General features: G+C 72.1%; 17 protein-coding genes and 1 riboswitch. Of the genes, 6 read left to right on the top strand and 11 right to left on the bottom strand.

Translation table 11 applies throughout. From position 1 onward, the window contains the following. Positions 1–182: 182 nt before the first annotated feature. Complete coding sequence (locus tag ACGFZW_RS14260; protein WP_393893381.1) at positions 183–1,454, top strand: MFS transporter; 1,272 nt, start codon at positions 183–185, stop codon at positions 1,452–1,454. A 238-nt stretch (positions 1,455–1,692) separates the two neighbouring features. Further along, entirely contained in the window at positions 1,693–3,033 is a 1,341-nt protein-coding gene (locus ACGFZW_RS14255) for a D-arabinono-1,4-lactone oxidase (RefSeq protein WP_393893380.1), read from the top strand. Between the two features lie 72 nt (positions 3,034–3,105). Here ACGFZW_RS14255 and ACGFZW_RS14250 read toward each other — a convergent pair whose 3' ends face one another. Further along, complete coding sequence (locus ACGFZW_RS14250; protein ID WP_393893379.1) at positions 3,106–4,383, bottom strand: hypothetical protein; 1,278 nt, start codon at positions 4,381–4,383, stop codon at positions 3,106–3,108. Between the two features lie 495 nt (positions 4,384–4,878). On the opposite strand from ACGFZW_RS14250, the gene sepH reads away from it, so the two are divergent. Next, the gene (gene sepH / locus ACGFZW_RS14245; protein ID WP_393893378.1) at positions 4,879–5,949 is read left to right on the top strand and encodes a septation protein SepH; all 1,071 of its coding nucleotides are present in this window, start codon (positions 4,879–4,881) and stop codon (positions 5,947–5,949) included. 112 nt (positions 5,950–6,061) lie between these two features. Here the strand turns inward: sepH and ACGFZW_RS14240 are convergent, their stop codons facing one another. After that, entirely contained in the window at positions 6,062–6,901 is an 840-nt protein-coding gene (locus ACGFZW_RS14240; protein WP_393893377.1) for a sulfurtransferase, read from the bottom strand. Between the two features lie 246 nt (positions 6,902–7,147). Between ACGFZW_RS14240 and ACGFZW_RS14235 the strand changes: the two genes are divergently transcribed. Then, positions 7,148–7,921 carry a VOC family protein gene (locus ACGFZW_RS14235; RefSeq protein ID WP_393893376.1) on the top strand — a complete coding sequence of 258 codons (774 nt, stop codon included), beginning with the start codon at positions 7,148–7,150 and terminating at the stop codon, positions 7,919–7,921. A gap of 37 nt (positions 7,922–7,958) precedes the next feature. Here the strand turns inward: ACGFZW_RS14235 and ACGFZW_RS14230 are convergent, their stop codons facing one another. From ACGFZW_RS14230 to ACGFZW_RS14215, 4 genes are read right to left on the bottom strand one after another with little or no spacing between them, the layout of a single operon-like run. Beyond that, entirely contained in the window at positions 7,959–8,624 is a 666-nt protein-coding gene (locus ACGFZW_RS14230) for a thymidine kinase (RefSeq protein WP_393893375.1), read from the bottom strand. Positions 8,625–8,682: 58 nt separating this feature from the next. Next, on the bottom strand, positions 8,683–9,873 hold the full coding sequence (locus ACGFZW_RS14225; RefSeq protein WP_393893374.1) for an alkaline phosphatase family protein: 1,191 nt from the start codon (positions 9,871–9,873) through the stop codon (positions 8,683–8,685). Further along, complete coding sequence (locus tag ACGFZW_RS14220; protein WP_393893373.1) at positions 9,873–10,466, bottom strand: DUF5998 family protein; 594 nt, start codon at positions 10,464–10,466, stop codon at positions 9,873–9,875. The genes ACGFZW_RS14225 and ACGFZW_RS14220 overlap by 1 nt, the downstream gene beginning before the upstream one ends. 38 nt (positions 10,467–10,504) lie before the next feature. Next, positions 10,505–13,513, bottom strand: a complete 3,009-nt coding sequence (locus ACGFZW_RS14215) for a GNAT family N-acetyltransferase (protein ID WP_393893372.1) — start codon at positions 13,511–13,513, stop codon at positions 10,505–10,507. 222 nt (positions 13,514–13,735) lie between these two features. Here ACGFZW_RS14215 and ACGFZW_RS14210 point away from each other — a divergent pair, with 222 nt between their 5' ends. Next, on the top strand, positions 13,736–14,017 hold the full coding sequence (locus ACGFZW_RS14210; protein WP_393893371.1) for an HPr family phosphocarrier protein: 282 nt from the start codon (positions 13,736–13,738) through the stop codon (positions 14,015–14,017). Between the two features lie 463 nt (positions 14,018–14,480). On the opposite strand, the gene ACGFZW_RS14205 is transcribed toward ACGFZW_RS14210, so the two are convergent. The 4 genes from ACGFZW_RS14205 to ACGFZW_RS14190 all read right to left on the bottom strand — a co-directional run bounded on the left by ACGFZW_RS14205 (position 14,481) and on the right by ACGFZW_RS14190 (position 19,361). Further along, positions 14,481–15,170 (bottom strand): GntR family transcriptional regulator, encoded by a 690-nt coding sequence (locus ACGFZW_RS14205; protein ID WP_393893370.1) that lies wholly within the window; start codon positions 15,168–15,170, stop codon positions 14,481–14,483. Between the two features lie 207 nt (positions 15,171–15,377). Further along, positions 15,378–16,190: a M23 family metallopeptidase gene (locus tag ACGFZW_RS14200; RefSeq protein WP_393893369.1), complete on the bottom strand. Its 813-nt coding sequence runs from the start codon at positions 16,188–16,190 to the stop codon at positions 15,378–15,380. Positions 16,191–16,202: 12 nt separating this feature from the next. Then, a riboswitch (cyclic di-AMP (ydaO/yuaA leader) is annotated at positions 16,203–16,359 on the bottom strand. Between the two features lie 243 nt (positions 16,360–16,602). Next, positions 16,603–17,979 carry a M16 family metallopeptidase gene (locus ACGFZW_RS14195; protein ID WP_393893676.1) on the bottom strand — a complete coding sequence of 459 codons (1,377 nt, stop codon included), beginning with the start codon at positions 17,977–17,979 and terminating at the stop codon, positions 16,603–16,605. Between the two features lie 29 nt (positions 17,980–18,008). Then, positions 18,009–19,361, bottom strand: coding sequence for a M16 family metallopeptidase (locus tag ACGFZW_RS14190; RefSeq protein ID WP_393893675.1), 1,353 nt, complete (start codon positions 19,359–19,361; stop codon positions 18,009–18,011). Between the two features lie 265 nt (positions 19,362–19,626). Between ACGFZW_RS14190 and ACGFZW_RS14185 the strand changes: the two genes are divergently transcribed. Continuing rightward, positions 19,627–22,074 carry a DNA topoisomerase (ATP-hydrolyzing) subunit A gene (locus tag ACGFZW_RS14185; protein WP_393893368.1) on the top strand — a complete coding sequence of 816 codons (2,448 nt, stop codon included), beginning with the start codon at positions 19,627–19,629 and terminating at the stop codon, positions 22,072–22,074. Positions 22,075–22,116: 42 nt separating this feature from the next. On the opposite strand, the gene ACGFZW_RS14180 is transcribed toward ACGFZW_RS14185, so the two are convergent. After that, positions 22,117–23,292, bottom strand: coding sequence for a CobW family GTP-binding protein (locus tag ACGFZW_RS14180; RefSeq protein WP_393893367.1), 1,176 nt, complete (start codon positions 23,290–23,292; stop codon positions 22,117–22,119). Between the last annotated feature and the right edge of the window lie 343 nt (positions 23,293–23,635).

The raw sequence follows: 23,635 nt of genomic DNA, 5'->3' as shown, positions 1-23,635 counted from the left end.
TGCGGTTGTGACGTGCAGGCCCCCGAGCGGCCGTCGGGGGCCGTCGGGGCCGGCTGTCCCTCCCCCAGGGGCCGCCGTCCAGCGGGCGGAAATCCGGCAGCGCGCGGGGCTTCGCGCCCGTAAGCTGTATCGGCCACAGACATTGCTTACCGAGATTCGGTCCTCACCCGGCGGAGCCCCCGTTGCCCAGTCCCTACCGCGCCATCTTCGGCCGCCCCGGCACCCTGTCCTTCTCCGCCGCCGGACTGCTGGGCCGGATGCCGCTGTCGATGATGGGCATCGGCATCGTCACGATGGTTTCCCAACTGACCGGCCGCTACGGCCTGGCGGGCGCGCTGTCCGCCGCCGTCGCGCTGTCCGCGGCCGTCCTCGGCCCGCAGATCTCCCGGCTGGTCGACCGGCACGGCCAACGCCGGGTGCTGCGCCCGGCCACCTTGGTGTCCATCGCCGCGGTCGCCGGTCTGCTGCTGAGCGCGCAGCAGCGCTGGCCGGACTGGACGCTGTTCGTGTTCGCGGCCTGCGCGGGGTGTGTGCCGAGCGTCGGGTCGATGATCCGGGCGCGCTGGGCTGAGCTCTACCGCGGCTCCCCCCGGGAGCTGCACACCGCGTACTCCTGGGAGTCGATCGTCGACGAGACGTGCTTCATCTTCGGCCCGATCCTCTCCATCGGGCTGTCGACGGCGTGGTTCCCGGAGGCCGGACCGCTGTTGGCCGCGGCCTTCCTCGGCGTCGGCGTCTTCTGGCTGACCGCCCAGCGCGCGACGGAGCCGGTGCCGCATCCCCGCGAGCAGCACTCCACGGGCTCGGCCCTGCGCTCGCGGGGCCTGCAGGTGCTGGTGGTGACGTTCGTGGCGACCGGCGCGATCTTCGGGGCGATCGACGTCGTGACCGTCGCGTTCGCGGAGGAACGGGGCCACAAGGCCGCCGCGAGCCTGGTGCTGGCCGTCTACGCGCTCGGCTCGTGCGTGGCGGGCGCGGTCTTCGGACTGCTCCACCTCAAGGGGCACGCCTCACGCCGGTGGGTGGTGGGCGTCTGCGCGATGGCCGTCAGCATGGTGCCGCTGCAACTGGTGAACTCGCTCCCGCTGATGGCGGTCGCCTTGTTCGTGGCGGGACTGTCCATCGCCCCGACGATGGTCACCACCATGGCCCTGGTCGAGGAGCATGTGCCGCGGTCGAAGCTGACCGAGGGGATGACCTGGACGGGCACCGGCCTCGCCGTGGGTGTCGCGCTCGGTTCGTCGGCGGCGGGCTGGGTCGTGGACGTCGCCGGGGCGGGGCGTGGCTATCTCGTGCCGGGTGCGGCGGGGGCCCTTGCCGCACTGGTCGCCTTCGCGGGTTGGCGCAGGCTCCGTCCTCAGCCCCTCGTACCGGCCGTGCCGTCGGCGTCCGCTGCTCCCCTTCTCGGAACGCGCCTGGCCTCGGAGGAACAGGACGGCGAGCGCGTCGGCTAGTCCCGGCGTACGCCCCGGGCGGTATGCATCTCCGACCGACCGGCCACGACGGAGGGCCGGCCGCGGCGCGTGGCCGGCACCCGAGGCGACATGTCCGGAAGCCGGGCGACAGCAGCCGATCCGCACCTCTGTGATTCGCGTCACCCCGCCTGGATGTCGCGTCGGTGACTGACATCATGCGCTCACACCAACGGCGGCCGAACGCGGGCTGCCCGCGCGGAGGGGAGGGGACGTCACCATGGCAGCCAGCAACGCCGACGGCGGCTCGGGAGGGCGCGGCTCGGGAGGGCCGTGGCGCAACTGGGCGGGAAACGTCACCGCCCGTCCCGCCCGCACCGTGGCCCCGGCGTCCGCCGAGGAACTGGCGGCGGCCGTGCGGGGCGCGGCCGCGGACGGACTGACGGTCAAGGCGGCCGGCACCGGCCACTCCTTCACCGCCGCGGCCGCCACCGACGGACTGCTGATCCGCCCCGAGCGGCTGACCGGCGTACGGAAGATCGACCGCGAGGCCGGGACGGTGACGGTGGCCGCCGGCACCCCCCTCAAGGTGTTGAACGAGACCCTGGCCGCGCACGGGCTGTCGCTGACCAACATGGGCGACATCATGGAGCAGACGGTCTCCGGGGCCACCAGCACCGGCACCCACGGCACCGGCCGCGACTCCGCCTCGCTCGCCGCCCAGGTCACCGGCCTCGAACTGGTCACCGCCGACGGCTCGGTGCTCACCTGCTCGGCGAAGGAGAACCCGGACGTCTTCGCCGCGGCCCGGCTGGGCCTGGGCGCGCTGGGCGTGATCACCGAGCTGACCTTCGCTGTGGAGCCGGAGTTCCTGCTGACCGCCCGCGAGGAGCCGATGTCCTACGACGAGGTGACCGGCCGCTTCGACGAGATGGTCACCGAGAACGAACACTTCGAGTTCTACTGGTTCCCGCACACCGGCAGCTGCAACACCAAGCGCAACAACCGCAGCCAGGGCCCGTCCGCGCCGCCCGGCAGGGTCAGCGGCTGGATCGAGGACGAGCTGCTGTCCAACGGCGTCTTCCAGATCGCCTGCAGCGTGGGCCGGGCCGTACCGGCAGCCATTCCGGGCATAGCCAAGATCTCCAGCCGCGCCCTGTCGGCCCGCACGTACACCGACATCCCCTACCGGGTGTTCACCTCGCCGCGGCGGGTGCGTTTCGTGGAGATGGAGTACGCGGTGCCGCGCGAGGCCGCCGTCGCCGCGCTGGGCGAGCTGCGGACGCTCGTCGAGCGCGCGGATTTCAAGGTCAGCTTCCCGGTGGAGGTGCGCACCGCGCCGGCCGACGACATCCCCCTGTCCACGGCTTCGGGCCGCGACACCGCGTACATCGCGGTGCACTTGTACCGCGGCACCCCGCACGAGGCGTACTTCGCCGCCGCCGAGCGGATCATGACGGCGCACGACGGGCGGCCGCACTGGGGCAAGCTGCACACCCGGGATGCCGGGCACCTCGCCGCCGCCTATCCGCGGTTCGGTGAGTTCACCGCGCTGCGCGACCGGCTGGACCCCGATCGCCGCTTCGCCAACGGCTATCTGCGGCGCGTACTGGGCGACTGACCGACGACGGCCGCGCCCCGGAGGCCTCTGGGCGGGGCACCGGGGCGCGGCCGTCGGCCGGTTCCCTCCTTGTCAGGAGGCGTCCGGAGCAGGGGCCTGCTGTGCGTCGGAGTCGTTGGGGTTCTGCTGGGCTCCCCCGTCCTGATCGCCGGTCGAGCCGTCTCCGGTGTCGCCACCGGTTCCGGTGGGGTCGTCCGGGGACTGGCCGGTGCTCGGCGAGGAATCGGGGTCGGGCGAGGTCTTGCCGCCGTCCGTCGGGGTCGGCGACGGGGACTTCGTCCCGCGGTCGGGGTCGGTGCCGCTCTTACCGGAGGTACTGGGGTCCGGCGACGGCTCGTCACTGCCGCCGCGCGTTCCGTCGCCGGTGGAGTGGCCGGGATCGGGCGACTGCGGGAGATCGGGCTGATGCCGGCCGGAGCCACCGGTGTGGGTGATGTTGGAGAGCGTGGTGCCCTTGTCGCCGCTCGGCGTCTGCCCCGTGATCAGCTCGGTCGCCGTCACCGCGCCCATGGCCAGTACGAAGACTGCGAGGGCGCCGAGCGCGGGCCGCTTCCAGCCGCGCAGCCGGGTGCCGTACGTCGCGGCGCTGACCTCTTCGGCCGGGTGCGCCCCCGGCATCGCCACGGTGGCGTCCGCCGGAGGTGTCACGGGCCCGCCCTGCCTGACGGCCCGCGCATCGAGGCGCGGCACCATCTGGGTCCGGTCGGTGGGCCGCCCCTGAGCACCCGCGTACGCCGGGCGCAGCACACGGGTCTCGTCGGAACCGCCGGCCTCGACGGAATCGACCGACCCGTAGGCATCGGCAAACCCGTCGGCATCGGCGGATGGGACCGGACCCTCCGCGCCGGCGCGCCCCGGCAGCCGCCGCGTGCCGTCGGCGTCCGGGAGGGGGTGCGCGCCGGCCGGATCCCGGCGGTGCACCGCTTCGGCCCGCGGGATCAGCTGAGTACGGTCCGTGCCGGGACCGGTTTTCCTGGCCGCGACGGACGTGACGTCGTCCTCCGCGCCCTGCTTGTCGAAGGTGGGCAACACCATCGTGGGGTCGGCGCGATGCGCCTCCCCTGTGGTGGATCGAGTGGTGGTGGAGAAGCGGCGCGGCTTCGGCCGAGTGGTGACCGTGGCTTCCTTGAGCTGCTCGCCGGTGCGCCGGAACAGATGCTGGAATATCGAGCCGCCGGTGGTGGCCACGACACTGACCACACCCGCGCCGATGATGGTTCCGTAGACGCCCAGCCGGCCCGCGAGGTATGCGGCGGCGGCCGCTGCGAGAGCACTGCCCGCGACCTGAGCCAGGCTCAGGTCGATCCGCTTCTCCTTCTTCTTCGTGTCGGTTTTGGTTTCTTCGTCCATCTCCAGCCTTTGATCGCCCCTTCGATCCATCTTGCATGGAGAAGGGACCATTTGGCGGAGCCAATAGTTCCGATTCCGGGGAATCTGTGAATCTTGCCACCCGCGAGACCGGTAGAGAGATCGACAAGGCGACCAACTCCGTTACCCCACCAGAAGTTCAGCGGCGCGGCGGTCCACCTCGGTGGCCCGAATGGAGTACTGTGGCGAGCCCTGGCCCCGGTTCCCGTCCGGCTGCCCGGACCCGCGGGAGGGGCCCTGGAGGCGGCACCCGACCTGGGGCGCCGCCGCTCGGAACGGGTGATCGGCGACAGGACCAACGACATGGTGACCGAGCGTTGTGAACCGGTAACCGTGTCATAGCGGCGTTTTCGGGCCAAGCCCGGACACGCCGGGCAACTCGGCAATGTTGTGGCAGGCTGCACCCGGGCAGGTCACACTCGACTAGCGGAAGCAGCGACGCACGTGACGTCGGCAGGCACCACCCGGGAGGTCCCCATGCCCGAACTGCGTGTCGTGGCCGTCTCCAACGACGGCACACGGCTGGTGCTCAAAGCTGCGGACAGCACCGAGTACACGCTTCCGATCGACGAGCGGCTGCGCGCCGCCGTCCGCAACGACCGTGCGCGGCTCGGCCAGATCGAGATCGAGGTCGAGAGCCACCTCCGCCCGCGGGACATCCAGGCGCGCATACGTGCCGGGTCCTCCGCGGAAGAGGTCGCCCAGTTCGCCGGCATCCCGGTTGACCGCGTGCGCCGCTTCGAGGGCCCAGTGCTGGCGGAACGCGCGTTCATGGCCGAGCGCGCCCGGAAGACCCCGGTGCGCCGGCCCGGCGAGAACGCCGGCCCGCAGCTCGGCGAGGCGGTCGCGGAGCGGCTGCTGCTGCGCGGCGCCGACAAGGAAAGCGTCCAGTGGGACTCCTGGCGCCGCGATGACGGCACCTGGGAGGTGCTGCTGGTCTACCGCGTCGCGACCGAGCCGCACTCCGCGTGCTGGACCTACGACCCGCCCCGGCGGCTCGTGCAGGCCGTGGACGACGAGGCGCGGGCGCTGATCGGCGAGACCGACGACACCCCCGAGCCGAGCTTCCCGTTCGTGCCCCGGATCGCGCGGCTGCCGCGCGACCGGCCGCTCGACCGTGCCCTGGACCGCCAGTCGTCGTCCGAGCGCGGTGACCGTGCCGCACCGGCCGGTGGCGAGGAGACCGAGACACCGCACGCGGAGGAGGCCGTCGGCGAGCGGGACCGCGAGCGCGACTCGCTGACCAGCCTGCTGGAGGCGGTACCGAGCTTCCGCGGCGACATGATCGTGCCGGAGACACCCAAGGCACCGCAGAGCGACGAGGCGGCGGCGGAGGCCGATGTCGAGGAGCCGCCCGCGGCCAGCGCGGGCGCCGGCTCGGCGTACGCCGATGTGCTGATGCCCAGGGCCGTCGGCGGCCACCGCGACCGGCTGACGGGGACGACGGACCGCCAGGCCGAGGCCGACGGCGTACGCCCCGGGCGCCGGGCCGCGGTGCCGAGCTGGGACGAGATCGTCTTCGGCACCCGGCGCAAGAAGCCGGAGTAGAACCGGAGTAGCGCAAGCGGGTCGAACGGCTCGCGGCAATCGCGTGGCAACGCCCGCTGTCGGCCCTGTACCGGGGCCGGCAGCGGGCGTTGCGTTGCCCTCTGTGGGCTGCTCAGCCCGGCTGGGGGCCCCTGGCGACCGGGCGGGCCGGGTCCGCGGACCACTCGCTCCATGAGCCGACGTAGAGCGCGGCGGGGACACCGGCAACGGCGAGCGCGAGGACCTGGTGGGCTCCGGAGACGCCGGAGCCGCAGTAGACACCGACCTCGGCGTCTGCGGTGGCACCCAGCGACGCGAACCGCTCAGCCAGTTCCGGCGCGGCACGGAAGGTGGTGCCGTCCGGGGAGACGTTCTCCGTCGTCGGTGCCGACACGGCACCAGGGATGTGCCCGCCGATCCGGTCGATGGGCTCGACGTCCCCGCGGTACCGCGCGGCCGCCCGCGCGTCGAGCAGGACGCCGCGGCGGGCCAGCTCGGCGGCGTCCTTCGCCGTCAGCAGCGGCAGCGCGCCCGGCGCGGGTCGGAAGTCGCCGGGTTGCGGGACGGGGATCGTGTCGGTCACTTCCCCGCCCGCCGCCTGCCAGGCGGAAAGACCGCCGTCCAGGACCCGCACATCAGGGTGACCGGCCCAGCGCAGCAGCCACCAGGCGCGGGCGGCACCCCAGCCCAGCCCGCCGTCGTAGGCGACCACGGGGCGGTCGGCGCGCACACCGGCCGCGCGCATGGCGTCGCCGAAGACGGCGACGTCGGGGAGCGGGTGCCTGCCGGCCGGGCCGGCCGTCCCGGCCAGGGCGGTATCGAGGTCGACGAAGACCGCGCCGGGCAGGTGCGCGGCCTCGTAGTCGGGGCGGCTGGAGGGCCCGCCGAGCTGCCAACGGACGTCCAGGAGTACCGGAGTGGCGGACCCCGCCAACTCGCTCGCGAGTTCGGTAGCGGTGATGATGGCATTCATGGGACTCATCCTTGCGTAGGGACGGCTACGCACAGAAGGCGGGTGCCCACCCTCCGTATGACGGAGTTATGTCGAAGCGCAACGCCGCCGAAACGGATGCGAAACATCAAAACGGGCATTCTCCGTCGCGAACGTCTCGCGGTCGGCGCGGCCGAGGCATACACCAGGACACGGGGTGCGAGCATCTGCTCCAGACCCCCGCGGTATCCGCACATGGCCACATCCGATGGTCCGAGGAGAATAACGATGACGACCGAGGCAGCGACCCGGCGGATTCCCGGTGCGCCCTGCTGGGTGAGCCTCCTGGCGCACAGCCTGTCCGCGACCCAGGAGTTCTACGGCGCGCTCTTCGGCTGGGAGTTCCGCCCGGGGCCGCAGCACTTCGGTCCGTACGCCCGCGCCTTCCTCAACGGCCGGGAAGTGGCCGGCCTGGGCGAGTTGGCGCCCGACCGGCATCTTCCCGTCGCCTGGACCACCTACCTGGCGAGCGACGACGCTGACACCACCGCCGAGCAGATCCGTTCCTGCGGCGGCACCGTGGCCGTCGGCCCCCTGGACGCCGACTCGGCCGGTCGGATGGCGATCGCCTCCGACCCGCACGGCGCCATCTTCGGCATCTGGCAGGGCCGGACGATGATGGGCACCGCGCTCAGCGAAGAGCCCGGCACCCCGGTGTGGAACGAACTGGTCACCCAGGACACCGACTCCGTCCGCACGTTCTACGAGCACGTCTTTGCCTTCGAGGCCGAAGCCGCGGACCCACCCGGCTTCGACTACCTGACGCTGCACCTCAAGGGACGGGCGGTGGCGGGCATCCACGGCGTGGGCGCCGACCTGCCACGCGACCGCGGCCCGCACTGGATGACGTACTTCGCCGTCCCGGACACCGACGCCGCCACGCGCCGCGTCACCGAACTCGGCGGACATGTGCTGCGGCCCGCACGGGACTCCGCACACGGACGGCTCGCCACGGTCGCCGACGTCGAAGGCGCCGTCTTCACCGTCATCCAGCCGCGCTGACAGGGCAGTTGCACCGGCGTCGCGGTGTGCGAGCCGGCTACCTCGGGGCGTCGACCGGCAGGACGTCCGGCGAGAGCGCGGCCGCGCGAGCGGCGGCGGAGGTCTGCTGACGGCGGTGATGGCGCCGGCACAACACTTCGTAGCCCACCTCCGCCTGCGGGCTGTCCACGTCGCCGACGACATCACCGACGACGACCTGTTCCCCCTCGACGACCATCCGGCCGTCGACGGTGCGGGCGTTGTGCGTGGCGCGGGCGCCGCACCAGCACAGCGCCTCGACCTGCAGGACCTCTATGCGGTCGGCCAGCTCCACGAGCCGCTGGGAGCCCGGGAAGAGCTTGCTGCGGAAGTCGGTGGTGATGCCGAAAGCGAAGACGTCCAGGTCGAGGTCGTCCACCACCCTGGCGAGCTGGTCGACCTGCTGCGGGGCGAGGAACTGGGCCTCGTCGACGATGGCGTAGTCGACCCGGCCACCGGAGCTGAGATGGCCGACGACGTGCGCGTAGAAGTCCATGTCGTCCGCGGCCTCGACGGCCTCGGTCACCAGCCCGAGACGGGAGGAGAGCTTGCCGTGCCCCGCCCGGTCGTTGCGGCTGTAGATCATGCCCTGGAGGCCGCGGGCCGATCGATTGTGCTCGATCTGCAGAGCGAGTGTCGACTTTCCGCAGTCCATCGTTCCGGAGAAGAACACCAACTCGGGCATGGGAAGTTGCGGGCCTTTCGGGCTCGTGTGCGGCGGGCGGGGCGGGCAACGCCGTGCGTCAGGTACGGACTTCCAGGAGCGGCACCAGCTGCTCCACCGGGGTCATGGAACCGTGCATCCCGACCATCTCCGACTCACGGGGCTCGCGTTCGGTCGCGATGATCACCATATCGGCGTGTGCGGCCGCGACGACATCGCCGATACGGCCGCGGACCCGGTCGTCGACCCGCGGGCCGAACCACCCGGCGGCGATGGCCTCTTCACGGCTCGCCACCCACATCTGCTCGCCGACCACCTCACGCCACACGGCGAGCACATCGGCGGCCGCGCCCGGGTGGGCGTACAGATGCCGCGCCCGGCCCTCGCCGCCCAACAGGCGCACGCCGGCGCGCAGTTCCCAGTCCTCGTCGAAGTCGACCCGGGAGTCCGGGTCGAAGGGGATGTCGATCATGCCGTGGTCGGCGGTGATGTAGAGGGCCGTGCGGGGCGGGAGCTGCTCGGCCAGCCGCTGCGCGAGCCGGTCGACATACATCAGCTGGCCGCGCCAGGCATCGGAGTCGACGCCGTAGCGGTGCCCCTTGCCGTCCACCTCGGAGTAGTACGTGTAGACCAGCGAGCGGTCACCGGCGGCGAGTTGCGACGCGGCGAAGTCCATCCGCTCCTCGCCGGAGAGCCGGCCGTGGAACGTGCCGCCGCTGAGCGCCACCTTGGTGAGCGGGGTGTGCTGGAAGTTCGGAGCGGAGACCTGGCAGGTGTGGATGCCCGCGGCGTCCGCCAGCTGGAAGACCGTGGGGTACGGCTGCCAGACATGGGGATCCGTCCACGGGTGCCAGCGCAACTGGTTCATCAGCGCGCCGGTGTCCGGGTCCTCACAGGTGTATCCGGGCAGGCCGTGCGCGCCGGGCGGCAGTCCGGTGCCGACCGACGCGAGCGAGGTGGCGGTGGTGGAGGGGAAGCCCGCCGTGAGCGGACGTCCGCTGCCGTTGAACGAGGTGCCCAGCAGGGAGGTCAGGAACGGCGCCTCGTCGGGGTGGGCGCGCAGCAGGTCCCAGCCGAGGCCGTCGATCAGGAAGACGCAGGCGCGGTCGGCGGGGGCCAGCTCCATCGGGGAGCCGGGGTTTCCCAGCCCCTGGCCCGCGACGATGGCGGGCAGCAGGTCGGCGAGCGACCCGGCGCCGTAGCGGGGCACCGGGGCGGTGAGCGGGTCGAGGGGTTCCGGCTCCGGCCAGGCGGGGGCGGCGTGCACCATCAGCGGGTGCTGGTGGTGGCCGCGGTGGCCTCGGAGAGCGCCTGGGCGAAGGTGAGCGTCTCGCGCACGGAGTCCGGCCCGTCGCCCGCCTCGCTGACCCGCAGCGAGAGGTCGTCGGCGGTGGAGCTGCCCGTGTAGCCGTGGTCCGCCTCGCAGTTGGGGTCGCCGCAGGTGGCGGGCTCCAGGTCCAGGCGGGCGACGGCGCCCCAGCCGATGGTGAGGACGACCTCGCGGGGCAGCTGCCCGGGGGTGTAGGACTCGGGGTTGGCGACCACCCGGCTGAGTACCACCGAGGAGATCCGGCCGAGCTTCACGGACTCGGTGGAGGTGGTGGCGTACGGCGACGGGGAGGTGGCGTCGGCGGCCTGCTCGTCGGTGTGGCTGACGATGAAGCGGGTGCCGGTCAGGACCAGGACCGTGACGTGACGGCGGACCTCGTTGGCGTCGAAGGTCGTCTCCTGGTGCACGAGGTACGACACCACGGGCTCGCCGCCGACCGCGGCCTGCACCGCCTCGGCCACGAGCGTCGGGTAGTAGCCACTGCGCTCGATCGCCGCGCGCAGCCCCTGGGTCGTCGTACCGGTCTTAGCCATGGGGTCCATCTTACGGGGCGTGCCGGGCTTGAAGAGCCTCAGTAGACGGGCAGACGGCGGGGACCGAGGTCGGTGGTGACAGGGGGGCGGGCGAGGCGGACGGCGGCTCCCAGGACGGAGAGGCCGCTCGGGGCGACGACGACCGGTTCGAGGTCGACGGCGACGACCTCGGGATGGTCGTCGACGAGCCGGGAGACCCGCAGCAGGAGCTCCGAGAGCGAGGCGGTGTCGACGGGCTGGGAGCCGCGCCAGCCGAAGAGCAGGGGCGCGGTGCGGATCGACCGGATCTGGTCGGCGACGTCGCGGTCGGTGGCGGGGATGAGGCGGTGGGCGACGTCGCCGAGCAGTTGGGAGGGGGCGCCGGCCAGGCCGAAGGAGAGGACGGCACCGGCGGCCGGGTCGATGGCGGCGCGGATGACGGTGTCCACCCCGCGCGGGACCATGGCCTGGACGACCGGGCGGAGCTCTTCCGCGGAGCCGAGGAAATCGGTCAGTTCCGCGTATGTCCGGCGCAGTTCCGTCTCGTTGGCCACGTCGAGGCGGACGCCGCCGAGGTCGGCGCGGTGCCGGAGGTGGGGCGCGGTGGTCTTGAGGGCGACCGGATAGCCGATCCGGGCGGCGGCTCGGACCGCGGTGTCCGGATCGGGGGCCGGGAAGACCGGGTGGGTACGGATGCCGTACCGGGCGAGGAGGTCCGCGGCGTGATCCGGGGACAGCGGGACCGACCGGCCGGCGTCGGTGTCGGGGACGAGGCGGTCGAGCAGCCGGTCGATGTCGGCGCCGGCGGCTGCCTCCTCGATGTCGTCGTATGCGGGCACCCGGCCCGGTTCGGCGGCCTCGCGGCGCCAGGCGGCGTACCGGACGGCCTCGGCCAGCGAACGCACGGCGCGCTCGGCCGCCGGGTAGGCGGGGATCCGGACGGGAGCGGGGCGGCGGGCGGGGGCGGGCGCGGCGTCCTCCTGGACCTGCGGGGGCCGGGAGGCGAACGGGCTGGGCGGAGGGCCCGGCGGGACCTGGGGCCGCTGCGGGTGTGTCGCGTGCCGCGATGCCGGGGGCCGGGGCGAGGGCGGGGCCGGGGGGCGTGGTGTGGGCGGGGCCTGGCTCTCGGAGTCGGCCGGTGCGTCCGCCTGGGACGCGTCCACCGGCTCTGAGGCCGGCTCGCCCGGGGCGGCCAGCGTCCGTGCCAGGTCGTCCATCGCGAGGTGGACGACGGTCACCGGCTTGTCCGGGGCCGCTTCGGCGGCCGCGCGCAGGGCGACGGCGAGCGCGGTGCCCTCCCCTTCTTCGGGGGAGCCGGGTGTCTCCTCCCCCACCCACGGGATGGCCGTGACGACGACGGCGTCGCAGCTGTCGGCCGCGAGCGCCTCGGCGAGGGCCGCGCGGAAGTCGTCGGGCGTCGCCGCGGACGCCAGCACCCGGGGGCTCATCGGCCGCAGCCCCTCGGTCAGGCAGGCGTCGTAGGCGAGCAGGGCGAGCGACTCGGAATTGCCGAGGATGGCGATACGCGGGCCGGCCGGCAGCGGCTGGGACGCCAGCAGCAGTCCGGCGTCGATCAGTTCGGTGACCGTGTCGACGCGGATCACGCCGGCCTGGCGCATCAGGGCGGCGACGGTGCTGTCGGGGATGCGGACGGTGGGTACGGCGTGGCCCTGGGGCGCGACGCCGGTATGGCGGGCGCCCTTGGCGACCACGACCGGTTTGACGAGCGCGGTGCGACGGGCGAGCCGGGTGAACTTGCGCGGGTTGCCGATGGACTCCAGGTAGAGGATCACGACGTCGGTGAGCGGATCGTCGTGCCAGTACTGGAGGAGGTCGTTGCCGGAGACGTCGGCGCGGTTGCCCGCCGAGAGGAAGGTGGAGATCCCGGCGATGCCGCCGTCGCCGGGGCCGCGGGCGTGCAGCCCGCTGAGCAGGGCGATGCCGATCGCGCCGGACTGGGTGAACAGGCCGATGTTGCCGGCGCCGGGCATCCGGGGTGCCAGGGAGGCGTTCAGCCGGGCGTCGGGGGCGGTGTTGATCAGGCCGAAGGCGTTGGGGCCGATCAGCCGCATGCCGTAGGAGCGGGCCTGCTGGAGCACCGCCCGCTGCCGCTCGCGGCCCTCGGGGCCGGCCTCCGCATAGCCGGAGGAGAGGATCAGGACGCCCTGCACTCCGTGCTCACCGCAGTCGCGGACCACCTCGGGGACGCGGGCGGCGGGGACGGCGATGACCGCGAGGTCGACCGGGTCGGGGATCTCGCTCAGGGAGCGGACGGCCGGCACGCCCTCGGGCTCCAGCCGGTCCGTGCCGTCGGCGAAGGCGTGGTTGACGGCGTGCAGACGGCCCGTGAAGCCGGCGTCGAGGACGTTGCGCAGGGCGGTGCGGCCGATGCCTCCGGGGGCGCGGCCGGCTCCGATGACGGCCACCGAGCCGGGGGCCAGCAGCCGCTGGGCGGAGCGGGCCTCGGCGCGCTGCTCACGACCGCGCATCACGGCCATGGACTGCTCGGTCGGTTCCAGGTCGAATTCGAGGCGCACCACGCCGTCCTCGAAGGTGCGCTTCTGCGTGTAGCCGGCATCGGTGAACACCTTGATCATTTTAGTGTTCGCGGGGAGCACCTCGGCGGCGAAGCGGCGGATACCGCGCTCGCGGGCGACGGCGGCGATGTGTTCCAGGAGGGCGGAGGCGACGCCGCGGCCCTGGTGGGCGTCCTGGACCAGGAAGGCCACCTCGGCCTGGTCGTCCTCGGGGTCCTTGGCGGGCAGCCCCTGGTCGTCGATCCGGTCGTAGCGGACGGTGGCGATGAACTCGCCGCCGACGGTGGCGGCCAGGCCGACCCGGTCGACGTAGTCGTGGTGGGTGAAGCGGTGCACATCGCGGTCGGACAGACGCGGGTAGGGCGCGAAGAAGCGGTAGTACTTCGACTCGTCCGAGACCTGCTCGTAGAAGGAGGTCAGCCGCTCGGCGTCATCGGCGGCGATGGGGCGGATGCGCGCCGTGCCGCCGTCGCGCAGCACCACATCGGCTTCCCAGTGGGTCGGGTAGGCGAGGTCCGGCGGCGTCTGCATGCGGCCAGGGTACGGCCGGGCACCGACAACCGGCTCGGCATGCGTACCCTCTGGAAGCGGAACAGGCACGGCTACCGTGCCCGGCGCGGGCCACGGCCCGTTCGCCGGTGCCTCCCCCGGGGAGGGGCCACACGCAGGAAGGCCAGGCCGACGGGCCGCCGGGACATCCCGGCACCGTGAGAGACTGGTCTAGACAACAGTCACGACTTGAAGGGCAACACCATGGCTGAGCGCCGCGTCAATGTCGGATGGGCCGAGGGCCTGCACGCCCGTCCCGCGTCGATCTTCGTCCGTGCCGCCACCGCGGCCGGCGTCCCGGTGACGATCGCCAAGGCCGAGGGCAACCCGGTCAACGCCGCCTCCATGCTCGCGGTCCTGGGCCTCGGCGCCGAGGGTGGCGAGGAAATCGTGCTGGCCTCCGACGCCGAAGGCGCCGACGCCGCGCTCGACCGCCTGGCCAAGCTCGTCGCGGACGGCCTTGAGGAGCTCCCCGAGACCGTCTGAGTCCCTGGGGACCCCAAGCGTCCACGGCCCCGCCGTGGCGACCGGCCAACGGTCGCCACGGCGGGGCCGTTTTCGTTGCCCGGGCCGTTTTCGCCGTTCGGCCGTTCCGTCTCCGGGACAGTCCCGTTGCCGGGGCGTGCCGGCGCCGGCAGAAGCCTCGAAGCCTCCGACGGGAGCTCGTAGCTCCCGGCGAAGCGGGGCGTTCCCTGTTAAGCACCCAAGAGCCTCGGCGGCCAGGTTCGGGCGGTCAGCTTCGGTGGAACCGGCAGAAAAATGGCGCGGGATAATCAGCGCCGCGCATTATGCCAAGGCATTGCGACGGTAATTCGGCGCCGCCACGCAGGCATGCCGAATATCCGGTGCACCGAATTCCGGGCCCGGCCGTGAGAAAACAAGCCGAATGCCGGCCGCCGTTTCCCCGTGCGCAACGCATTACGCGCCTTCTTTGTATACAGGGCCTTTGTTAATGTCGGGCGCGCGCCGTGTTGACGGGCTGTTTCGGCTTCCTCACCTCGGCCGCGCCGGGCCTGCGCAGCCGGTGCACGGGCAGGGACCGCTCGATATGAGCGGCCATCAAGACGCGGGCGCGCTCGGCGTCACCCCGGGCCACCGCGTCCAACACCGCGCCGTGCTCGTCCCACGACTCGGCGACTCGGACGGGCAGTTCCACGACGTACATCCACTCGATCTTGCGCCGCAGCTGTGTGAGCAGCGCCGTCAAGCTGGGGCTGCCGGCCGCCTGGGCGAGGGTTTCGTGGAACCAGCCGTCCAGTTGACGCAGGTCCGCGGGGTGGCCGTGGCGGGCGCGCTCCCGGCCCAGCCGGACGAGGCCGCGCAGCACCTTGAGGTGGGCGGGACTGCGGCGGGTGGCCGCGCGGGCGGCGCCCAGGGGCTCCAACAGGGCGCGGATGTCCAGCAGATCGGCGGCCTCCTGCTCGGTCGGCTCGGCGACGCAGGCGCCCGCATGATGCCGGGTGGTGACGAACCCCTCGGACTGCAAGGTCCGCAGCGCCTCCCGGACGGGGACCCTGGAGACGCCGTAACGGGCCGCCAGGATGTCCTCGATCAGCCTGCTCCCCGGCGCGAGCACACCGGAGACGATGTCGTCGCGAATCGCCGTGCATACCGCCTGCGCGGAAATATGGCCTCGCATCGTCCGTGCCTCCGCCGTAATCCCCTGGAAACGCCGCCGATCGGCGACATTTCCGTGACTCTATTCGACCGGGACGGGTTTTCCGACGGGCTTCGGGTATTCATGGATATTTTTTGGCCATCGGCCTGTCCGGTGAGCGGCGTGCACCGATAACGCCGAAGCCCCGGCCGTGGCCGGGGCTTCGGAGAGGCTGCGGTGCCGTACGCGTCAGACGTTGACGCCGTGGCCGCGGAGGTAGGCGATCGGGTCGATGTCCGAGCCGTAGTCGGGGCCGGTGCGGGCCTCGAAGTGCAGGTGCGGCCCGGTGACGTTGCCGGTGGCGCCGGAGAGGCCGATCTGCTGGCCGGGGGTGACGGTCTGGCCGACCGAGACGCCCAGCGACGACAAGTGGCCGTACTGGGTGTACGTGCCGTCGTTCATCTTGATCACGATGTTGTTGCCGTACGCGCCGCCCCAGCCGGCCTCGACGACGGTGCCACGGCCCACGGCGTGCACCGAGCTGCCCGAGGCGGCGTGGAAGTCGATGCCGGAGTGGCTGCCGGAGGACCACAGACCGCTGGTGGCTTTGTACGGGGTGGAGACGTAGGAGCCCTCGACGGGCGCGACGAAGGCGTTGAGGCGCTTGCGCTCCGCCTCGCGCGCGGCGCGCTCCTTGGCCTCGCGCTCCGCCTTGGCCTTCGCCTCGGCCTTCTTCTTGGCTTCCTCGGCGCGCTGCTTGGCCTCCTCGGCCACCTTCTCGGCCAGGGCCTCGGCCTTGGCCTTCGCGGCGGCGGCCTCGGCGGCCGCCTGCTGGGCGTCGGCCTGGGCGGCGATGCGGCCGGCGAGTTGGTCGCCGGCCACGACGGCCTGCTGCAGGCCGGTGCCCTGGGTGGGGGCCGCGTCCGTGGCGGCCAGCGCCGGCGAGGCCACGGAGGCGACGACGCCGGTGGCGGTGAGGGTGGCTATGCCGGCGATTTTGCGGGTCGTGCGAGCAGTGCGGCTCGCACCACGATGCTTCCCGGTGGCACGGGTGAACGCCATGTGCTGGCTTGTCCTTTCCTTCCTTCTCGCCTACCGGGTTAGCTGACGGGTTCGGAGCAGGAAGGTCTCCTACGGCCCCCTCCGAGGAGGGATCCGATTCACCCCAGGGGACATGTGGGTCCCCGGCTCCCCTGGCTCGCGCCGTACGGGGACTCGGCGATGACTGCCCGGTGCCACGGTTGCGGCGTACTTCTGACGAACAGCCGGACTGACGCTAAACGGGACATCTTTCAATCGGCAAACAGAACCGGCACTTTGTGCGGCACGCCACAGGGGCACCACGCAACCAGCCACAACAATCCGGACATAAAGGTGATCCCGTGACGAGCGAGCGTCACGGGATCCCTTTTCATGCCATATGAGCGACGGTCACCGGCCCCCGCCGGACCGCCGCGGTGTCACCAACGGCAGGTCAGCCGCCGACGACCTTCACCTCACCGATGCCCAGTGCCTTGACGGGCTCGGCGATCTGCGCGGCGTCGCCCACCAGGATCGTCACCAGCCGGTCCCCGGGGAAGGCGTTCACCACCGCGGCGGTCGCCTCGACCGTGCCGGTCTCGGCCAGCCGCGCGTACAGCTGCGCCTGGAAGTCGTCCGGCAGATGCTGCTCGACCTGGTCGGCGAGGGTGCCCGCGACGGCGGCAGCCGTCTCGTACTTCAGCGGCGCGACCCCCACGAGGTTCTGCACGGCGACATCGCGCTCGGCGTCCGTGAGTCCCTCCGCCGCCACGGTGCGGAGCACCTTCCACAGGTCCTCCAGCGCCGGGCCGGTGGAGGCGGTGTCGACCGAGCCGCTGATGGCGAGCATCGCGGCGCCGCTGCCGTCCGCGGTGGAGCGCAGCACCTGGCCGAACGCACGCACCCCGTACGTGTAGCCCTTCTCCTCGCGCAGGACGCGGTCCAGGCGGGAGGTGAGGGTGCCGCCCAGGCAGTACGTGCCGAGGACCTGCGCGGGCCAGACCCGGTCGTGCCGGTCGGCACCGATGCGGCCGATGAGCAGCTGCGTCTGGACGGCGCCGGGGCGGTCCACGATCACCACGCGGCCGGTGTCGTCCGCGGTGATCGGCGAGGCCTTCACCGGCTCGGCGGTCGAACCCGTCCAGGCGCCGAGGGTGCCGGCGAGCGACGCGTCCAGGTCGATGCCGGTGAAGTCACCGACGATGACGGCGGTGGCCGTCGCGGGCCGTACATGCGCCGCGTAGAAGGCTCGCACGGCCGCGGCGTCGATCCGCTCGACGGTCTCCTCGGTGCCCTGGCGGGGCCGCGACATCCGGGAGGTCGCCGGGAACAGTTCCTTGGACAGGGCCATCGCGGCCCGCCGGGCGGGGTTGGCGAGCTCGTGCGGGATCTCGTCGAGGCGGTTGCGCACCAGCCGCTCGATCTCGCTGTCCGGGAAGGCGGGCGCGCGCAGCGCGTCGGCGAGCAGGCCGAGGGCGTGGTCCAGCCGCGACGCCGGCACTTCGAGGGAGACCCGCAGACCGGGGTGGTCGGCGTGCGCGTCCATGGTGGCGCCGCAGCGCTCCAGCTCGGCCGCGAACTCCTCGGCGTCGTGCTTGTCGGTGCCCTCGGACAGCGCGCGGGCCATGATCGTGGCGACGCCGTCCAGGCCCTCGGGCTCGGCCTCCAGGGGCGCGACGAGGTTGATCTCGACGGCGACGACCTGCTGACCGGGGCGGTGGCTGGTCAGGAGGGTGAGCCCGTTGGGCAGTTGGCCGCGGTCCGGTGCCGGGAAGGCCCACGGCCGGGGCGCGCCACCCTGCGGCCTGGGGTGGAACTCCATGCTGGTCATGGTGGAATCTGCGCTGGTCACGGCGTCGCTCACTGGGCCGCCTCCTCGTCGTCGTTCTCAGCGGTGCCGGCGGCCGCGTCGGCCGGCTCGGTGGGCTCGTACACGAGCACCGCGCGGTTGTCGGGACGCAGCCGAGCCTTGGCCACCGCCTGCACTTCCTGCGGGGTGATCTCCAGGACGCGCTGCACGGCGGTCAGCGCGAGCTGCGGGTCGCCGAACAGGACGGCGAACCGGCAGAGTTCGTCGGCGCGGCCGCTGACCGTCGCGAGGCGGTCCAGCCACTCGCGCTCCAACTGGGCCTGCGCACGCTCCATCTCCTCCGGGGTCGGCCCCTCGGCGGCGAACCGGGCCAGCTCCTCGTCGACCGCACGCTCGATGTCCGGGACCTCAACCCCACCGGACGTCTTGACGTCCAGCCAGCCGAGCGACGGCGCGCCGGCCAGCCGCAGCAGCCCGAAGCCGGCCGCGACGGCGCTGCGGTCACGGCGCACCAGGCGGTTGTAGAGGCGGGAGGACTCGCCGCCGCCCAGAACGGTGAGCGCGAGGTCGGCGGCGTCCGCCTCGCGGGTGCCGTCGTGCGGCAGCCGGTAGGCCGCCATCAGCGCGCGGGCGGGGACCTCTTCCTCGACGACCTCGCGCAGCTCGCCGCCGAGGGTCTCGGGCAACGAGCCGTCCCGCGGCGGCTGCTTGCCGTCGTGCCCGGGGATCGAGCCGAAGTACCGCTCCACCCAGGCCAGGGTCTGCGCGGGGTCGATGTCGCCGACGATCGACAGGACGGCGTTGTTGGGCGCGTAGTAGGTGCGGAAAAAGGCGCGCGCGTCCTCCAGGGAGGCCGCGTCCAGGTCGGCCATCGATCCGATGGGCGTGTGGTGGTAGGGGTGGCCCTCCGGGTACGCCATGGCCGTCAGCTTCTCGAAGGCCGTGCCGTAAGGGACGTTGTCGTAGCGCTGGCGGCGCTCGTTCTTCACGACGTCGCGCTGGTTCTCCAGCGACTCGTCGTCGAGCGCGGTGAGCAGCGAGCCCATCCGGTCCGCCTCCAGCCAGAGCGCGAGCTCCAGCTCGTGGGCGGGCATGGTCTCGAAGTAGTTGGTGCGCTCGAAGCTCGTGGTGCCGTTCAGCGAGCCGCCCGCGCCCTGGACGAGCTCGAAGTGACCGTTGCCCTTCACCTGGGCGGAGCCCTGGAACATCAGGTGCTCGAAGAGGTGAGCCAGGCCGGTACGGCCCTTGACCTCGTGGCGGGAGCCGACGTCGTACCACAGGCAGACGGCTGCGACAGGCGTCAGGTGGTCCTCGGAGAGCACCACGCGCAGGCCGTTGGCCAGCCGGTGCTCGGTCGCTGTCAGGCCGCCGGAGCCGGCTTGTTCTGTGGCCGTGTGACCCATGGGCATGTACGTCCCTTCGATCCGCTTGCGAGGAAGTTCTGTCACTGTATGCAAGCGCGTCGGCATCTGGCGAAGTTCCCGATCGACAGGCCCCGTACGAGGGCTCCGCGCCGCTCCCTCGTCGGCCGAAGGGGGAGTCGCGGTCGGCGTTGTCAGTGGGGCGGTCCACAATGGTCCGCGTCAGACTCAGGCAGACTCACCGGTTGATCCCCAGCTGGTTGATCCAACATCGGCAGTAGACGCAGCAGAAGGAGCCGCAGCCGCGATGGCCCGCCGCAGCACGAAGACCCCGCCGCCGGACGACTTCGAGGAGAGGATCCTCGACATCGACGTCGTCGACGAGATGCAGGGTTCCTTCCTCGAGTACGCGTATTCGGTCATCTACTCCCGCGCCCTGCCGGACGCCCGCGACGGTCTCAAGCCCGTGCACCGCCGCATCCTGTACCAAATGAACGAGATGGGCCTGCGGCCCGAGCGCAGCTACGTCAAGTGCGCCCGGGTGGTCGGCGAGGTGATGGGTAAGCTCCATCCGCACGGCGACGCCTCCATCTACGACGCGTTGGTGCGGATGGCGCAGCCGTTCTCGATGCGGCTGCCGCTGGTGGACGGCCACGGCAACTTCGGCTCGCTGGGCAACGACGACCCGCCCGCCGCGATGCGGTACACCGAGTGCCGGATGGCCTCCGCGACGTCGCTGATGACGGAGTCCATCGAAGAGGACACCGTCGACTTCAGCCCCAACTACGACGGCCAGGAGCAGGAGCCCGTAGCCCTGCCCGCCGCCTACCCGAACCTCCTGGTCAACGGCGCCACCGGCATCGCCGTCGGCATGGCGACGAACATGCCGCCGCACAACCTCGGCGAGGTCATCGCCGCCGCCCGCCACCTGATCAAGCATCCGGGCGCCGACCTCGACACCCTGATGCGGTTCGTGCCGGGACCGGACCTGCCGACCGGCGGCCGGATCGTCGGCCTGGGCGGCGTGCGCGACGCGTACGAGAAGGGCCGCGGCTCGTTCAAGATCCGCGCCACGGCCACAGTGGAGAACGTCACGGCCCGCCGCAAGGGCCTGGTCGTCACCGAACTCCCCTTCACCGTCGGTCCCGAGAAGGTCATCTCCAAGATCAAGGACCTCGTCGGCGCGAAGCGGCTGCAGGGCATCGCGGACGTCAAGGACCTCACCGACCGCGAGCACGGTCTGCGGCTGGTGATCGAGATCAAGAACGGCTTCAACCCGGAGGCCGTCCTGGAGCAGCTCTACAAGCTCACCCCGCTGGAGGAGTCCTTCGGCATCAACAACGTCGCGCTGGTGGACGGCCAGCCCCTGACCCTGGGCCTCAAGGAGCTGCTGGAGGTCTACGTCGACCACCGCTTCAACGTGGTGCGCCGGCGCAGCGAGTTCCGCCGCGGCAAGCGGCGCGACCGCCTCCACCTGGTGGAGGGGCTGCTGACCGCCCTGGTCGACATCGACGAGGTCATCCGGCTCATCCGCTCCAGCGAGAACAGCGCGCAGGCCAAGGAGCGGCTGATCGAGCGGTTCTCGCTGAGCGACATCCAGACGCAGTACATCCTCGACACGCCGCTGCGCCGGCTGACGAAGTTCGACCGCATCGAGCTGGAGTCGGAGCGCGACCGGCTGAAGTCCGAGATCGAGGAACTGACCCGGATCCTGGAGTCGGACACGGAGCTGCGCAAGCTGGTCTCCGGCGAGCTGGCCGCGGTCGCGAAGAAGTACGGCACGGAGCGCCGCACGGTGCTGCTGGAGTCGTCCGGCGCCTCCCTCGCGGCGGTGCCGCTCGAGGTCTCCGACGACCCGTGCCGGGTGCTGCTGTCCTCGACGGGCCTCCTGGCGCGCACGGCCACCGGCGAGGTGCCCTACGACACCGACGCCAAGCGCGTGAAGCACGACGCGATCGTCTCCGCGGTGCCTGCGACGACCCGCGGCGAAGTGGGCGCGGTGACGTCCACCGGCCGGCTGCTGCGGATCGCGGTGATCGATCTGCCGCAGCTCCCGGACACCGCGTCGGCGCCCAGCCTCTCCGGTGGCGCGCCGCTGGCGGAGTTCCTGACCCTGCAGGACGGCGAGACGCTGGTCTGCCTGACGACGCTGGACGAGTCCTCCCCTGGCCTGGCGATCGGCACGGAACAGGGCGTCGTGAAGCGGGTGGTGCCCGACTATCCGGCCAACAAGGACGAGTTGGAGGTCATCAGCCTCCGCGACGGCGACCGCATCGTCGGCGCGGCGGAACTGCGTACCGGTGAGGAGGACCTGGTCTTCATCACCGACGAGGCGCAGCTGCTGCGCTACCAGGCCTCGCAGGTACGGCCCCAGGGCCGGCCGGCCGGCGGTATGACCGGCATCAAGCTGGGCGAGGACACGAAGGTGATCCACTTCTCCGTCGTCGACCCGGCCTCGGACGCGATGGTCTTCACGGTCGCCGGTTCGCACGGCACCTTGGACGACTCCGTGGCGACCGCCAAGCTGACCCCGTTCGACCAGTACCCGCGCAAGGGCCGCGCGACCGGCGGTGTGCGCTGCCAGCGGTTCCTGAAGGGCGAGGACTGCCTGACGCTGGCGTGGGCCGGTGCCGCACCGGTCCGGGCGGCGGACGCGAAGGGTGCTCCCCTGGAGCTGCCCGAGGTCGATCCGCGGCGCGACGGATCCGGTGTGCCGCTGACGAAGCAGGTGGCCGCGCTGGCAGGACCGGTGTAGGCGGTCGATGCCGGCCCGCGCCGTACGGCGCGGGCCACCTCGTCACTCCTCGCGGGAAGCCACGTACCGCAGAACGCCCCACATGCTGTCCTCCGATGTGGGGCGTTCCGGCGCCCCGGGACCCTCGCTCGCCGGCGAAGGCTCTTCACGGCACCCTGCGAGCGCCTTGCGAAGCGCCTCGGCGTCGATGCCGCTGCCGATCAGGACGAGTTGAGTGCTGCGTTCCTCGTCCCGGCCCCAGGGCGAGGGGTAGAAGCGCAGGAAGTCACCTACGGCGTGCACGGTGAACTTCTGCCGGCTTCCGGGGACGTCGAAGTGGACGAAGCCCTTGATGCGGTAGAGGCCGGTGGGCCGACTGTCGAGAAAGTCCATAAGTCGACGTGGGTTCATCGGCTCACCGGAGGTGAACTCCACGCTCTGGTAGGCGGAGTGCAGATGCGCCGCGTGGCTCGCGTTAGCCGGGTCGTCGGCGTGGTGGGCGCAGCCTTCGTGCTCGGTGAGGTCGCAGTGGTCGGCGTGGTGGGTGCCGTGGCTGCCCGGGGCCGCGCGCTCCACCGCGGAGGCTTCGCGCAGGAGGTCCTCGAAGGACAGCTGACGCACAGCCGCGTCGTACTCCTCGCCGGCTCCGCGGTCGAAGAGCAACTCCGGGTCGATGCGCCCGTACGCGGCGCTCATCACCGGGCGGCCGGGGGCGAGGTCCGCGAGGGTGGCCATGAGGCCCTGGCGCGCCGAATCGTCGATCCGGTCAGCCTTGTTCAGCACCACGAGGTCGGCGATGCGCACATGCCGGTCCAGCTCCGGGTGGCGGACGCGGGTTGCGGCGAACTCGGCTGCGTCGACCACCTCGACCAGTCCGCCGTACACGATCCGATCGTTCTCACTGGCCAGAATCATGCGGATCATTTCCTGGGGCTCCGCCAAACCGCTGGCCTCGATGACGATCACGTCGATACGAGCGGCGGGGCGGGCGAGCCGCTCCAGGTAGGTGTCCAGTTCACTGGTGTCGACCGCGCAGCACAGACAGCCGTTGCCGAGCGAGACCATCGAGTCGACCTGCCCCGCGACGGTCATGGCATCGATCTCGATGCTGCCGAAGTCATTGACGATCGCCCCGATGCGGGTGCCATCGCCTGCGGCGAGCAGGTGGTTGAGGAGGGTCGTCTTGCCCGACCCGAGGAAGCCCGCGAGCACGACGACCGGGATCTGTTGCGTGGCCAAGGGGCGCCTCCATGTGCGGGTGGCGAGCCGCGCGGACCGGCGGCGAACGAGCTGTCGATCGTAACGGAACCCAGCACGGCGAAGCCGCGCACGGCGGTCGGGAGGGGAGCGAGGAGGCCTGGGTGTACGGGCAGGTGTGGGGGCGCGGACGGCTGCGGGGGCCGGGGGACCGGGGACCGGGGCCGGGGAGGCCGGGCCGGTGTGTGGGGCAGGGCGGCTGGGGACAACACCGCGGCGCTGGGCCGAGCGCGGCAATGCTTGAGGGTCCGCGCAGATCGATCGCCATCGCCTTGTCCCCCACCACCGCTGGCGCCGGCCCGCCCCCGGCCTACAAGCCGTCTAC

Origin of the sequence: Streptomyces sp. NPDC048248 (assembly GCF_043201875.1) — a bacterium.
Lineage (GTDB): Bacteria > Actinomycetota > Actinomycetes > Streptomycetales > Streptomycetaceae > Streptomyces.
Note: the sequence above shows the minus strand (reverse complement) of the source record. Positions and strands in the feature narration are given on the sequence as shown.